Here is a 14849-nt window from a genome sequence, read left to right on the forward strand (position 1 = left end):
TTACTCCTTAATAATGAGTCCGAACAAATTGGCAAACACATAGGCTTGTTCACGGGTAATGATACAGCCTCGCAGATTTTCTACATTGACGCCTAGTCCGTTAAAGGCGCAATCGCTTAGATCGATTCCGTTCAAATCTATGTCGGATAGTTGAGCTTGATCGATATCAGCTTGGTAAAATTCTACTTTCAGCCATTTGGAATAGCCGAAGTCAGCTTTGCGTAAGAAGCTATCTTGTATAATGACCTGTTTCATGTTGGAGAATCTGAAATTTGCGTAATCCGCCAGGCAACGGTCCAATACGACATTTCTCAGTGTAGCATCCGTCAGGTTCATGCCCATCATTTTGCAATCCCTGAATTCAGTCCGATGGATGATGGCGCCGCTGAAATCTGTATTCGACAAATCGCATTTCTCAAAAATGACATCCGTCAGTTCGATTCCGGTCAATGAGGTGTTTGAAAATAGTACGTTTTTAAATTTCACCCTATCAAAGGTTACCTTATTTGCCTCCTGACCCTCTATTACACAGTCTTGAACTAGCGCCATTTCGTAATTGTCATTGGACCGGATTCCAGGGAGCTCTAATAGAGAAAGTTCGTCTGGAGCTACTCTGGGCGATTCAATTTTCAAAGTTCTGCTCTTCTTGTTCACTAGGTGCAGTCTCCTATCCATAGGTAATAACAAAAGTTAATCAGCGTTCTTCTATATTCGATATAAGGTGTGTAGATACCTTTGCCTGTTTTGTTATATATCGAACGCTGATTATAGTTATTTCGTTTGTTTTGTTGTATAAATATAATAACAAATATATAACAAATTGTTTATGGGTAGCTAAAAAACGGTTTAATTGCGTTTACTTCATGGAGGGGAAATATGAACCAGCAGATTGTTCTAAGCAACTGGAAATTCAAAGCATGCGATGAAGCGGTTTGGCTCCAGGCCCAAGTGCCAGGATCGGTGCATACAGATTTGCTGCAGCATGGCATCATTAACGATCCATTCTATGGAGTCAATGAACACGAATTGCAGTGGATCGACAAGAAGGATTGGGAATACGAAGCAACGATAACACTTTCCGAGTCATGGGCCGGGATGGGACACTTGGAGCTTGTATTTGAAGGGTTGGATACTTACGCGGATGTTTTTGTAAATGAACAGCCTGTATTGGCCGCTGATAATATGTTCCGCGCTTGGCGGGTTGATGTGAAGGATTATGTTCATGCGGGCGATAACAAGATTAGAGTTGTATTCCATTCTCCTATAAACAGGGATCTGGGTTCATTGCATAAGCTGGGCATGGAAATGCCGGCTCCAAATGATCAATCTGAGCTAGGTGGACTGGAAGATCATAAGCTTAGTGTGTTCGCGAGGAAGGCTCCGTATCATTATGGATGGGATTGGGGGCCTCGCTTCGTAACTTGTGGAATTTGGCGCGAGGCTAGGCTAGAAGGCTGGTCGGCGCCGAAGATCACCGAGATCTATATCCGTCAAAATCAAATATCTGAGCAAGCGGCCGATCTAACGGCTGAGATAGAGATTCATACTCCCGTTGACTGGACAGGGAGGCTGCAAATCACCTCCGACGGTAAAGTATGGGACAGAGAGGTGAAGCTCACATCCGGTTTGCAGATCATTAAGCTGGATATGCAGATCAGCAAGCCTGAGCTGTGGTGGTGCCGTGGTCTTGGTGAACCATCCATGTATATTTTCAAGGCGCAGCTTCTGGAGCAGGACCATCCTGTGTCCGAGAAGCAGGTTAAGACGGGCCTGCGGACGATCCGCCTTGTGCGCGAACGTGATCAGGCAGGAGCCTCTTTTTATTTCGAACTGAATGGTGTTCCTGTGTTTGCGAAGGGGGCCAACCATATTCCCAATGACAGCTTCATTCCGGAAGTGACGAATGAACGATATCGTCATGAGATTGCTACTGCCGCAGCCAGCCATATGAACATGCTGCGCGTCTGGGGCGGCGGAATTTATGAAGAGGATATCTTCTATGAGCTATGTGATGAATACGGCTTGCTCGTCTGGCAGGATTTCATGTTCGCTTGCAGCATGTATCCGGGGGACGAAGCGTTCCTGCATAATGTCTCTATGGAAGCGGAATATAATATCCTGCGTCTGCGCAACCATCCTTGTATTGCCCTATGGTGCGGTAATAATGAGATCGATTCAGCCTGGGCCCATTATATAGAAGAGAGCGGTTGGGGTTGGAAGCAGAACTACGATAGGAACCAGCGAGAGAAGCTCTGGACAGACTATGAGGCGCTGTTCCATCGTATATTGCCAGAGACGGTATCCCGCTTAGCCCACAACATCGCCTATTGGCCATCCTCTCCGCTCCGCAGCTTGAGTCGGGATGAGAGTCAGCATGCCAATACATTATCTGGTGAAGGGGATATCCACTATTGGGGAGTGTGGCATTCCGTAGAACCATTTGACAATTACAACAGTTATATAGGCCGATTTATGAGTGAGTATGGGTTTCAATCTTTTCCCGAGCTTAAGTCCGTTCTTAGTTATGCTCCGGAAGAGCAGCTTGAACTGGAATCAGACATTATGCTTGCCCATCAGAAGAATGGTAGTGGCAATCGTCTCATTAAGGAGTATATGGAGAAGTATCTGCCAGATCCGAAGGACTTCAAATCTTTTCTCTACATGAGTCAGGTTCTACAGGCTCAAGCGATTAAGACAGCAATCGAAGCTCATCGCAGGAACAAGCCTTACTGTATGGGTACGCTGTATTGGCAGATGAATGACTGCTGGCCTGTCGCCTCCTGGGCGGGAATGGATTATTATGGGCGCTGGAAGGCGCTGCAATATACGGTACAGAGAAGCTATCGCGATATTATGCTGTCCGTGCTGGAATCGCCAGAGGGAGAAATTACTGTCTATGCGGTAAATGATCTCAGGGAGCAGGTATCTGCCAGATTGCGGCTGCAGTTGTTCGATTTTCATGGAAAAGTATTGTATGAAGGGGATGAGACTGTCGTATTGGAGCCGGATTCCTCAGTTCAGATCAAAACTGTGTCAAGAGAATCGCTGCTTCGGTCGAGTGATCCTCAGCAAGTCGTCCTGTTGATTAGTCTGGAGAGAGATCATGAGCTGCTGGCGAGTAATATCTTTTATTTTGCCGGATTCAGGGATATTGAACTGCCCCAGCCACGCATTACGATACGTGAAGTTCCGGGGACAAATGGAACCTCCTTCACATTGGAGAGCGATTCGTTGGCTAGACAGGTATGGCTATCTGCACAGGAAGAGGGAATATTCTCAGACAATTTCTTCGATATGATTCCTGGGGTGCCGATGACCGTACGATTCTATCAACGCAGTAATCAAGAGAGGCCATTTGTTGAGGGCGCTCCGGGCGACGTTACAGTGAGGTCTATGGTAGACTTTGTTAAATAGTATCATCCGAAGTTTTCAATCTTTGGCTTCTGAATTACGAGGCGGGATAATGGATTAACTATCTAAGAGGCTGAATAGTTCAGCCTCTTTTTTAGTCTCCGACTTTGGAGGCGGTATTTGCCAATCTGTTCAAGTTAGATAATCTTGTTCATTGCTGTTATAATGTTGACTTGACCAATACTAGAAAGAGATGAAATGAGGATGGAAAATTACCGAATTATGAACCGATGGAAATTTGCTGCTACGTTCCTGCTCATATTACTAAAAATCGGCCTGATGCGTTATTTCTTCTACGATGGAGTTCATTTGGGGGGAGTGCCTGCCGAGGCGCTATCTGCATTGGCTCTTCTCTGCCTTGTTGACTTATTGTTCCCTATTAAGAGAAAAGGGATCGTATATACTAGTTTTAATTTCATATTTTCCCTTATGCTGTTCGCAGCTACTTTATATTTCGCCCACTTCGGGACGATTCCAACCTACGCTGTACTGGGTGAATTGAATCAAGTTCCGCAGATTCGGGGAAGTGTGAACGCGCTGCTGCGGCCGGAGCAGTTTTTGTATTTTGTTGATTTTGTGGTGTTATTCATCGTATATACCGTTCGCAAGATGGTCTCCAATCGTCGGAGTCGCAGACTCAGCTTCTCTATGGAGCGTCGTGATTCAGGCGGCAGAAGCCGCGGCTGGGTCATTGGGGTAGCTGCCGGATTAATTCTCTGTGTCGGTGCATCGGTGTTATATGTTCGTTCCGGTAAAGACATCGATAACGAATTGGTTCGTGGGAAGAAGATCGGTTTCTTGAACTATCAGATCGATGCGGCTCTACGTAATCAGAAAGAGGAGAGAATGATCCAGGAGGGGAATCTGGAGGAGACAGCTGGTGAGATTCACGCTTTACAGAACACGTATCCTTATCGTGATCAGAAGGCATCGGGGACACCCCAATACTTTGGTGCGGCCAAGGGGAAGAATCTGATTGTCATTCAGCTGGAGTCCTTTCAGAATTTCCCGATTCATCTGAAGATCGGTGATCAGGAAGTAACGCCGGTACTGAACGGCCTTGCTAAGGAAGGGATTTATTTCCCTTATGTCTATCAACAGATCGGACAGGGAAATACATCGGATGCGGAGTTTATGTCAAATACATCGATTTACCCAACAGCAGCCGTAGCGATGTCTACAGGGTACGGGAACCGTGAATTGCCAAGTCTGCCTCGGTTGTTGCAGAAGCATGGTTATGTGGCGAATACGTTCCATATCAATGACGTAACATTCTGGGACAGGAACAAATTATATCCGGCGCTTCATTTTGACAAGTACTACGACAAGCCTTATTACGAAAATGACCACTTTAACGATTTTGGCGCTTCGGATGAGGAGATGTATCGGGTTGGCGTAGAGAAGCTGAAGGAGATTCACAGCGAAGGCAAGCCATTCTATGCTCAATTCGTAACGACTTCCAGCCATTCTCCTTTTATTGTCCCTGAAGACAGGAGACAGATACAGCTGCCGGAAGATATCGAAGGAACGAATCTGGGGAATTATATTACGGCAATTAATTATACGGATTACGCAATAGGACAGTTGATAGACCAGTTAAAAGAGGCTGGCATGTGGGACGACACGATGCTCGTTATCTATGGGGACCACTTTGGAGTGCAGCCGAATGATACGAGCGTTAGCGAGATCGAGCAGAAGCTGGGCATCGCTTATGATGACCGGGTGAGCCGCTTCAATATTCCGCTCATTATGCATATTCCCGGACAGCAGCCGGGTATCCGTGCAGAGCGTGTTGGCGGTCAGGTAGACATTATGCCGACGGCATTGAACTTGCTAGGCATCTCTTCACAGGATGAAGGCTTTACAGCTCTGGGCCAAGATCTGCTTAATATCGACCGCAATGTAGTCGGTATGCGATATTATTTGCCAACCGGGTCTTTCTTCAATGACGATGTCATGTTCGTCCCGGGTCAAGGCTTCGATGATGGCTCCGCTATCTCAATCAAGACGCTTAAACCTGTCACTGATTTCTCGAAGTATCGCAGCGACTACGAATACATTATGAAGCTGATGGGTCTGTCCGATCAGTATGTGAAGCTGCTGCCCAAGAGAGGATAATCGTTCAACCTCTCCTCTAACAAGCATGACATTCCAAATATTAAGCCCCGCAGGCTTCTGCGGGGCTTGATTTATAGACAGATCAAACTAGAATATATGGTACTTCTTGGCAACGCTTTCGCTTATAATCGCGACAAGCTCCTGTGATTGCTGTTGATAGGCCTCGATGGAGATATGTCCATCGGCCAATCTCTGATCCAACTGTTCTTGCAGCTGAGATACTTGCAGGCTGATGACCGAATCTATATCCTTCTGATTGGATATGGCGATGTCGGCAAGAGAGTTGCCTGCTGCCAGTGCTTCGTATAATCCATCTGTATGATCCTCGCTATTTGCTATACCTACTGCATCAATAAGTGGGTCGCTTTTCTTCTGTTTGGAATTGCTATTATTCTGATCAGCCTGCTTGGCCGGGATAAGAGCCAGCGCTTTGGCCGCTGCAGCAGTCTGTCCCGATAGACCTGAACCCAATGTAATGAAGCAAGCCATCGTCCCTACTATAACAATTCGTCTTATAATCATAGAAATGTAATCCTCTCCAATCGTACTATTAGAGGTTGTTCTTGTACTATGAATAATACGTCGAGGAAGACGGGAAGTTTCATTTATTTTTTATATGGCAAAAAAGACACTATTAACGCGCCAAATAAGGCCAAATGGTTTCAATGTTGTACCTCCTCGGTTAAATTTTCTTTACAAGGCAAAATGAAGAAACTTTTATGCCTGTTGTTGCGTTAAATTAGACGATGATAATTATCATGCCAGATTAATCGAAGGGCATGAGGGAGGGTGGAATTTTTGAAGAAAATATGGACTATGCTTCTTGCAGCGATACTTGTTGTACCGTTATTGCTGCAGCCAGCGACCGCACAAGCGGCCAAGGCCATCACAATCTATGTAGATGGGGTTCAATTGAAGACCGATGTGCCACCAGTGATGGTTCAAGGGCGTGTCATGCTGCCGCTTAGAGCCATTTTTGAGGCATTGGATGCAAGAGTGTATTGGAATCAAAAGAGTCAAACCGTTACTGGGATTAAGGGAGATACAACGGTAGTTCTTAAGATTAAATCGAAGGTAGCAACGATTAATGACCAGACAGTTACGCTTGATGTACCAGCACAGACATTGAGAGGCAGAACAATGGTGCCGGTCCGCTTCGTTAGTGAAGCGCTTGGTCAGGATGTGGGCTGGAATTCGAGAGATCAGATCGTAACTATTAAATCTGACACTCCAATCAACACCAGTATTTCTCCAGTGAGCTATGTATCAGCTCGAGACATCGGTAATCAAGGGGATGGGCGTGACCTGGAGGTCAGCTTCTCCAAATCGTCTACGGAGTCACTCGTTGATCATTACCGGGTTCTGGTTGTGAAGGCTTCAAGAAGCTTCAATCTGTCGTCAGCTCTGAATGTCTCCGCTTCGAATTATACGACGGTGTCGACTGCAAATTCGGATCGCGCGGTAACCTTATCGCAGAGTTCACGGGATGTGGACGGAGACTACATTAGAAATGATCAGCCTTATGTGGTTTATGTACTTGCTGTGGGGAAAGGTTCATATTCCAGCGCATTGTCGAGCTCTTCTCCGAAGATTACTCTAACAGATGTATCTTCGGTTGCAGCGGTAACAAATGTGAAGATTAGCGATATTAGCGACTTCGGCGATGGACGCGACGTCTCAGTCAGCTTCACTCGTCCGCAGAATGACAACAATATTTCGAATTACCGTGTGTTTATCGTCAAGACCAAGGATGCTAACAATTTCAGTCTTACTACGGCGAATAATTTATCCAGCAGCTACTATACGACAGTATATAAATCGGGGAGCAACGGCAGCACGATGACAGGAACTCTGTCTTCATCGGCACGTGATACCTCCGGTGATTACATTAAGAACGGCGTACCTTATACAGCGTTCGTTCTGTCTGTAAGCAACACCAACTCAGCCGTTAATAAGCTGTCGTCAGCTTCATCGTCGGTCACACTTAGTCCGAATACCGTGTCTACGCCAGTTGTTACTCAAGTGGATGATATCAATGACTATGGGGATGGACGCGACCTGCGGGTTAGCTTCAACAAAGTATCTGACGAGTCCAACATTAGCTCTTACCGGATCTTTGTTGTAAGGGCCAGCAACTATTCAAACTTCACATTAACGAAGGCGAATAGTCTGTCCAGCTCTTATTACACGCAGGTGAATAAGACGGGCTACAACATTACTCAGGTTCTCTCATCCGGAGCCCGGGATACTGATGGTAATAACATTCAAAATGGGGTCAGCTATCGTATATTCGTTATGGCCGTAGCTAAGAACTCAGGGAATAACGTGTTATCGTCTGCTTCCAATGCGATTACACTATACAGCAACAATGTAGGTACAGTATCGAATTTGTATGCCAGCGATGTGAATGATTATGGGGATGGCCGTGATCTCTATGTCTCCTTCAATAAAGCGGCAGATGAGTCCAATATTAGTCACTATCGTATCATGGTTGTTCCAACAGCGAATTACAGCAGCTTCAGTCTGTCGGATGCTAATAACGTATCCAGCTCTTATTACACGCAGGTGAACAAGACGGGGAATTACACTTATGGGCAGGCGCTCTCGCAGAAAACTCTGGATGTGCGCGGCAATTACATCAGGGAAGGTGTTAGCTACCGCGTCTATGTTCTCTCCGTAGGCTATGGCAATTATTCCGGCAGCAATGCGCTGTCCTCGCCATCGTCCACGATTACACTAGGCAAGAACTACAATGTGCAAGCCGTATCCAATCTGAATGTTGCTGATGTGAACGATTATGGAAATGGCCGTGATTTACAGGTAACGTTCACGAAGCCTTCCGATGAATCGAATGTCGATCATTATCGGATTCTGGTTGTACCTACAGCAAGCTACAGCAGCTTCAGTCTGTCGCAAGCCAATAGCAGCTCTTATTACGTCACAGAGAGCAGAGGCGGCAACAGATCGGTAACCCGGACCCTAGATGAGGCCAGGGACGTACGCGGCAATTACATTACGGAAGGCACCAGCTACCGTGTCTATGTACTGACGGTAGCAAACGGAAATTCCTCGAACGCTAATGCGTTGTCTTCTGCTTCATCCATAATTACGCTTGGTAAGAATAATAAAGCCGTTCAAGCGGCGAGCTATGTTAGAGCAAGCGATGTAGGTGATAATGGAGATGGCCGAGATTTACAGGTTTCGTTCACGAAGGCTTCCGATGAATCAAATATAGGTAATTATCGTATTCTCGTTGTCCCTGCCTCTAAGGCAAATGGATTTGATGTAAATGCTGCCACTAGAGCTTCTTATTATACTGACGTAAATAAAGGTCAATATAGTTTGAACTTGAGAAATGGTGATAGAGATACGGATGGTAACCTAATTGCAAACGATAAAGAGTATCGTGTGTACGTATTGTCTATAGGTACGGGAAGCTCCAAGGGAATGTATAACTTGTCTGCTCCTTCCGATGTTATTAAACTGGTTAATAATGTAAAAGTTGATGGAGTAGGACAGGTAAAGCTAGATGTTAAAGGAAATAAAAATAGCTATAGTGATATCGAGGTCAGTTTTAAGAAAGTTAAGGATGATCAAAATCTAGTACAAGAGTATAGAGTGTTTATGATTCCAGAGGGGTGGGCCGGTACTTTCAATCAACAGAGTGCCGAAAGTATTAATGATAACACTTGGTACACCATAATTAGACCAAATAATAATGATATTGTGCAAACCTTGATGACTCCAAAAGATGCCTCTGGGAATCCAATTGAAGTTGGAACTTCGTATGTTGCTAAAGTACTAACCGTAGCCAAAACAGGAGCCTATGCGTTGTCAAAAGAATCTAACGCAGTAAAAATCTCGCCAAATCCAGATGATATCACGGTTGAGGCGGCCACAATAACAACTGCGGATGCTGATGCTACTGGCATTACAGTTAAGTTTAACAAACCAGCTATAGAAGCAAATATTTCCGAGTATGAAGTATTTGTCGTTAATGATGGCTCAGAACTGACTTTGAACAACTTAGACACTGCTGTTTACTCTCAAAAAGTGTCTAAAGATTCAATGGAAGCCAAGCTTGTGGTGAGTACAGATAAAAAATACAAAGTTTACGTGTTATCTAAAGCCAACGGGATCAATGCTAAAAAATCAGCATTATCGCAACCATTAACAACAAATGCAGTTGCCCCTCAATCTTAAGAGATGGGCTAAATAATTTCTTCACAAAAGGGACTCCTCAATGGTGCTTCATGGACCATAAGAAGGGGTCCCTTCTTGTTGTGCGCAGCACAGGGGCATTTATCCTCAGGCTGTTTCTATGAATGAACGGCATAGACTGGCATAGGGTAATCAAGTAGTTGTACAATAATAGGGACAAGCTTTAGCACCAAAATTTAGGATAAGGTGGACATGGATTCATGAAGAAAGTCGGTTTAGTGATGCGTAAAATTCAATTTGCGGAGGCGCAGGGTCCTAGGGTATTTGCCGAACGGCTGCGGAGTATCGCCAAAGAGCTGGGAGTTGAGATCGTCTTTATTTCTCCTGAGCGGCAAGTCAGTGGCCATGACTGGATTCCGGGCTACGAGCATGAGAAGGGGGATCTGGTCAATTATGATATTGTGCTTGATCAGATTTACGCAGAGCGTATCGAGCATGTGATCTATACGGTATCCGGGTTCACCTTCCTGAAGATGTTCCTGAAGAATAGCGTGCTGTTTCCACATAGCTTTCCTGACCCAGCCCTAACGGGTTATGAGATGATGAAGCCCTTCTATAGCATCGTAGACAAGGCGGTCGTACAGACAGACTTTCTGAAGCGCCAGCTGGATACGGTATTTGGCGTTAGTGACGTGGATGTGATCCCCATCGGCTTCAGTGAGGAATTAGCCCAGCGGTATTACGACCCGAATGGTGTCGTGGCTAATCGCATATTATGGATCGGCCGTGATGAAGAGAATCGTCGCCCGGATCTCGTGCTGGAATATGCCAGACAGAATCCGGACAAAGAGGTTTATATGGTGTTCGGCGGAATTCGCTACAAGGAAAGTATGAAGAAATACGATATTCCTCACAATGTGAAGCTGAAATTTGCTCTGAGCCAGGCGGAAGTATTTGAGCTGATGAACTCGGCCAAGGTGTACTGGAGCTGTTCCAAATTCGATACTTTTGCGATGCCGTTAACCGAGGCGCTGGCGATGGGGAAGATTGTGGTCAAACCTGAGCACCCTTGCTACGATCACATTAGCTCGCGGCACGCCTTTGCTGGCAACGAGCAGAACTGGTTTGAGCTGGTTAATATGGCGGCGGCTCTACCGCAACAGACATCTACATACAACCGCGATTACGCTTTTGGTAAATTTTCATCTACAGTGATGAAGCAAGGATATGAGAAGTTTTTTGATCAGTGGTTGAGCAAGTAATGCAAATCATTTGAAGAACAAGCGAAATCATCCGAATTGAGGAAATTGGGCAAAGGTTATTTCATATGTATAGAGTAGCCCTGTTTTTAGGGTATGGGTAGAGATACGTAGTAGGCACTCTCGGGTGAATCACCCGTAAGAGTGATTCTTATTTTGTAAGCGCTACAATTTATAATTTTGGGATGATGAGGTTATGGGCGGGAGGAGAATGCAGGATGAGTTTGAATCACAGCTTGGGGTACGAAGATGATGCGAAATTGTTAATTGTAAATGCGGATGATTACGGTATGTGTCATTCGGAGAATCTGGCGGTTCAGCGGCTGTTCCAGGAAGGGATCATCTCTTCATCGACAATTATGATGCCCTGTGGATGGGCGAAGGAAGCTGCAGTGTGGAGCGCGAGTCATAGTCAATATGATGTTGGCGTGCACTTGACCTTCACCAGCGAGTGGAGCGGTTATAAATGGGGACCTGTAACAAGGAATGGCGATGTAAGATCACTGGTAACGAAGGAAGGGTACTTCCCGACGGACTGTAAAACATTTGAAGAGCAGGCTGAGCCTGAGCAGGTGCGCCTGGAGATCGTTAATCAGATAGAAGCCGCGCTGGCGATGGGAGTCAATCCGACGCATCTCGATAATCATATGGGCAGCCTATATGGCTTGGCAACCGGCAAGCAATTCCTGGATGTTGTCTTTGAGATTTGCGCCTGGTACGGGCTGCCCTTCCGCATGCCAAGAGCGCTGCCCAAAATGGAGAAAGTGTCTCCCGAGGCAATAGAAGTAGTGAATCAGGTGACGGCTCTGGCCGACCGTATGGGCGTCATTATTCTAGACCATTTGATAGGTCTACCCTTCGGGAAACTACCGGGGGAGACGTATGATAGCTATAAACAGAGCATGATTGAAGTGCTGCAGAATTTGCAGCCTGGGGTGTCGGAAATTATCATTCACCCGGCGATTGCGAGCGAGGAGCTTAAAGCGGTCCATCACGAATGGGAGAAGAGGCAATGGGATTATGAGCTGTTCCGAGACCAAGAAGTGCAGCAGGTGATTGAAGAGCAGGGAATCATTCGGACCTCATGGCATGCATTGCAGAAGGTGCAGAGGCAAGGGAAATAAATCGGGAAGCCGCAGGGGCTGTCCTGTGAGTCGTCAAGACTACACGGGATAGCTCTTTTTTTCGTGAACACAGTAGATTTTCAGAGAATTTGATTTAACTATTGCATTATACAGTTAAACTGTATATAGTATAACTATACAGTACAGCGATATATAGCGAGACTGAATAAAGGAGGGCAACGTAATATGAAAAGGGATAAAAATTTACCGCTGACAGAGACGGTTTATTATATACTGCTGGCTTTGCTTGAGCCGGCCCATGGATATTTAATTATTCAGAAGGTGGAGGAGCTGAGCGCTGGTCAGGTACATATGGCAGCCGGGACGTTATATGGGGCGGTGGACAATCTGCTGAAGCAGAAGCTGATCCAGCCGGTACGCAGCGAGGATAGCCGCCGCAAGGTTTATGTTATTACCGAATTGGGGCGTGATATTCTGCTTCAGGATTATGCCCGCATGCGCCATATGATTGAGATGACAGGGATGCTTATGGATCAGGAAAGAGGGGGAGCAATATGAAGAAATATAAATTTTTTACCGATTTTGACCGTGAAGAGAAGTGGCTGAACGAGATGGCTCGTTCAGGACATCAGCTCGTGAATAAAGCCTATAGCTATGAATTCGCTGAAGGATCACCCGAGGAGGCAAATTATCGGATTGATTATCGGACCTTCAAGAATAGACAAGATTTCGAGGATTATCGGATGTTATTCGAGGATAGCGGCTGGAAGCATATCGCTGGGACGAAGAGCTCGGGAGCTCAATATTTCAAGCAAGTGATGGATCAAGGTGATGAAGATATATTCTCGGACGTAGACTCCAAAGCGGCGCGTTATAAGCGGCTCTCGGAAATGTGGCTGTCGCTGGCTGCCTGCTTCATCCCTTTGTTCGCGGTATTGATATCCACGGGTGCGATTAACATCACTGCTTTTGTTAAGCCTAAGCTTCTCTATTATACGCCGGGACTTTGGGAGATGAGCGGGACGCATTTCTGGAGAGCGTTTCTATTCGAGACACCATTCGCCTTTTTACGCGGCTTTAGTTGGGTGATTTTACCGATATTCATTCTGGTGTATATGACTTTCGCGCATAAAGCAAAGAAGCAATATGAGAAAACGCAGCAAGGACACTAGAGCTATCCTTATAAGAGCAGGAGCCTCCCGGAGACCGTAATTTCGGTCCTATGGGGGCTTTTTCATCTTTTCAGCTCGGTACAGAAAAAAATGAAAGAAGTTTTGAAACTTTTTCTGTCCCTTCTCAGTCTAACGAGCACATCAGCAAGCCAAGCTTGTAATAAGCAAAGGAGTTGCGATCCAATTGGGGGTGAACCAACTGAATAAAGAAACAGCACAAATGACGGAGCAGCAGTTCAGCGAACGGATCGGAGCGTGCAGGGAGAAGCTGTACCGCTTTGCCTACTGTTATGTGAAGAATGAGCAGGAGGCGCTGGAGATCGTATCGGAGGCGACCTATAAGGCCTATCTCGCATACAGAAGATTGGATAATCCACAGTATTTTGAGACCTGGATCAGCCGAATTGTCATTAACTGCGCCATGGACCATATGAGAAGACACAAGAAATACACCTACATGGAAGACAGTGTAGTGGAGTTCTCCGCCAAGGAGGATCCGGTTCCACTGGAGGACAGATGGGATCTTTATGAGGCGCTGGATCGTCTCAAGCCGGAGGATAAGGCCTTTATTATTTTGAAATATTTCGAAGATCAGCGGTTCAAGGATATGGCCGAAGTTCTGTCGATGCCGGAGAGCACGGTGAAGACGAGACTCTACCGGATACTGGATAAGCTGAAGAGACAATTAATCAAGGAAGAGGTAGATACGCTATGACCGGAAAAGAACGCTATGAAAATATAGAAATTCCTTCCCAGCTCTCTGACGTTATTGAAAAGGCAACACAGCGCGGGCGGGCTCACCAACGGAACCGAAGAATGATTCGTGGAACTTCTACTCTTGTCGCAGCATGTGCTGCGTTAATGATCGCCGTTAATGTACCAGGAGTGGCCATGGCGTTATCCGATGTGCCCGTTGTTGGATCGATCGTCAAGGTTCTGCAGGTAGGAGGCGGGGGAGAGCGTACGGATGGGGCCAAGGTAAGTACGTCGGTTCAAGAGAATGCGCTGGATATTCACTTCACCGTTGATGGAGAACAGATCGCAAGCGTACCTGCATATACGGTGGACTACAAGGAAGCACCGAACCGGTTGATCTTTAGCTTCAACGGCGTACGCGATCTGGATTTGCAGAAATTGCAGCAGGATATTCGTTCTCTCTCGAATGTGAAGGACGTGTACAGCAATGTTATTCTGGATGACTCTGCAATCCGCTTCGTCGTTGAGCTTAAGGATCATATCGATTACTCAGTGTCCGAGTACAAGGAGCCTGGTTACATTCAATTGAAGCTGTTCGGTGCTGCCAAGCAGGCAGAGCCTCACGAAGTCTTCTATGTCCGCAGCCAAGAGATGGAGCAGGGTGAATCGCTTGGTATGCTGGATGAACAATATGCTCAGGACGGCAGTTCGGTCATCAAGACGAAGAGCGGTAAGTTTGTGCTGGCGATCGGTGGCTTTGCATCTCGGGCCGAGGCCGAGGAGATGCTTCATCAATTGTCTGAACGCGAGGATTATTATGAGACGCTGCAAGTAGATAGCTGGATGAGCAATGAGAATCCGCAATAACAATGCTAGTGAATAACCGTCTGATAAATAAAGAGAGAGCTGAAGGGGTGAGCTTCAGCTCTACTTTGCTTTCAAGAGGC

At 46.1% G+C, this 14849-nt stretch carries 11 protein-coding genes; 9 read left to right on the forward strand and 2 right to left on the reverse strand.

Annotation, left to right across the window (positions count from 1 at the left end; all coding sequences use genetic code 11):
• Positions 1 to 654, reverse strand: coding sequence for a pentapeptide repeat-containing protein (locus ABD014_RS20435; protein ID WP_343864306.1), 654 nt, complete (start codon positions 652 to 654; stop codon positions 1 to 3).
• Between the two features lie 222 nt (positions 655 to 876).
• On the opposite strand from ABD014_RS20435, the gene ABD014_RS20440 reads away from it, so the two are divergent.
• Together ABD014_RS20440 and ABD014_RS20445 are read left to right on the forward strand one after the other, a co-directional pair.
• Positions 877 to 3414, forward strand: a complete 2538-nt coding sequence (locus ABD014_RS20440; protein WP_343864308.1) for a beta-mannosidase — start codon at positions 877 to 879, stop codon at positions 3412 to 3414.
• A gap of 201 nt (positions 3415 to 3615) precedes the next feature.
• Complete coding sequence (locus ABD014_RS20445) at positions 3616 to 5529, forward strand: LTA synthase family protein (RefSeq protein ID WP_343864310.1); 1914 nt, start codon at positions 3616 to 3618, stop codon at positions 5527 to 5529.
• Between the two features lie 87 nt (positions 5530 to 5616).
• Here the strand turns inward: ABD014_RS20445 and ABD014_RS20450 are convergent, their stop codons facing one another.
• Positions 5617 to 6051 (reverse strand): hypothetical protein, encoded by a 435-nt coding sequence (locus ABD014_RS20450; protein WP_343864312.1) that lies wholly within the window; start codon positions 6049 to 6051, stop codon positions 5617 to 5619.
• Between the two features lie 276 nt (positions 6052 to 6327).
• Between ABD014_RS20450 and ABD014_RS20455 the strand changes: the two genes are divergently transcribed.
• The 7 genes from ABD014_RS20455 to ABD014_RS20485 all read left to right on the forward strand — a co-directional run bounded on the left by ABD014_RS20455 (position 6328) and on the right by ABD014_RS20485 (position 14769).
• Entirely contained in the window at positions 6328 to 9732 is a 3405-nt protein-coding gene (locus ABD014_RS20455) for a stalk domain-containing protein (protein WP_379338495.1), read from the forward strand.
• 218 nt (positions 9733 to 9950) lie between these two features.
• Entirely contained in the window at positions 9951 to 10952 is a 1002-nt protein-coding gene (locus ABD014_RS20460; protein ID WP_343864316.1) for a glycosyltransferase, read from the forward strand.
• Between the two features lie 215 nt (positions 10953 to 11167).
• Positions 11168 to 12073, forward strand: a complete 906-nt coding sequence (locus tag ABD014_RS20465; RefSeq protein WP_343864318.1) for a polysaccharide deacetylase family protein — start codon at positions 11168 to 11170, stop codon at positions 12071 to 12073.
• Positions 12074 to 12259: 186 nt separating this feature from the next.
• Positions 12260 to 12592 carry a PadR family transcriptional regulator gene (locus tag ABD014_RS20470; protein ID WP_126995122.1) on the forward strand — a complete coding sequence of 111 codons (333 nt, stop codon included), beginning with the start codon at positions 12260 to 12262 and terminating at the stop codon, positions 12590 to 12592.
• Positions 12589 to 13206 (forward strand): DUF2812 domain-containing protein, encoded by a 618-nt coding sequence (locus tag ABD014_RS20475; protein WP_343864321.1) that lies wholly within the window; start codon positions 12589 to 12591, stop codon positions 13204 to 13206. Before ABD014_RS20470 ends, ABD014_RS20475 begins: the two co-directional genes overlap by 4 nt.
• Positions 13207 to 13426: 220 nt before the next feature.
• Positions 13427 to 13921, forward strand: a complete 495-nt coding sequence (locus ABD014_RS20480) for a sigma-70 family RNA polymerase sigma factor (RefSeq protein WP_379338686.1) — start codon at positions 13427 to 13429, stop codon at positions 13919 to 13921.
• Entirely contained in the window at positions 13918 to 14769 is an 852-nt protein-coding gene (locus ABD014_RS20485) for a hypothetical protein (protein ID WP_343864323.1), read from the forward strand. The genes ABD014_RS20480 and ABD014_RS20485 overlap by 4 nt, the downstream gene beginning before the upstream one ends.
• Positions 14770 to 14849 lie beyond the last annotated feature (80 nt).

This window comes from Paenibacillus motobuensis (assembly GCF_039521865.1).
In the GTDB taxonomy this organism is placed as follows: Bacteria; Bacillota; Bacilli; order Paenibacillales; family Paenibacillaceae; genus Fontibacillus; species Fontibacillus motobuensis.

Excerpts from the sequence above, each read along its gene's own strand:
- ABD014_RS20445 (WP_343864310.1), top strand. The coding sequence starts at position 3,616 with ATGGAAAATTACCGAATTATGAACCGATGGAAATTTGCTGCTACGTTC.
- ABD014_RS20475 (WP_343864321.1), top strand. The coding sequence starts at position 12,589 with ATGAAGAAATATAAATTTTTTACCGATTTTGACCGTGAAGAGAAGTGG.
- ABD014_RS20460 (WP_343864316.1), top strand. The coding sequence starts at position 9,951 with ATGAAGAAAGTCGGTTTAGTGATGCGTAAAATTCAATTTGCGGAGGCG.
- ABD014_RS20440 (WP_343864308.1), top strand. The coding sequence starts at position 877 with ATGAACCAGCAGATTGTTCTAAGCAACTGGAAATTCAAAGCATGCGAT.
- ABD014_RS20465 (WP_343864318.1), top strand. The coding sequence starts at position 11,168 with ATGAGTTTGAATCACAGCTTGGGGTACGAAGATGATGCGAAATTGTTA.
- ABD014_RS20450 (WP_343864312.1), bottom strand. The coding sequence starts at position 6,051 with ATGATTATAAGACGAATTGTTATAGTAGGGACGATGGCTTGCTTCATT.
- ABD014_RS20485 (WP_343864323.1), top strand. The coding sequence starts at position 13,918 with ATGACCGGAAAAGAACGCTATGAAAATATAGAAATTCCTTCCCAGCTC.
- ABD014_RS20470 (WP_126995122.1), top strand. The coding sequence starts at position 12,260 with ATGAAAAGGGATAAAAATTTACCGCTGACAGAGACGGTTTATTATATA.
- ABD014_RS20480 (WP_379338686.1), top strand. The coding sequence starts at position 13,427 with ATGACGGAGCAGCAGTTCAGCGAACGGATCGGAGCGTGCAGGGAGAAG.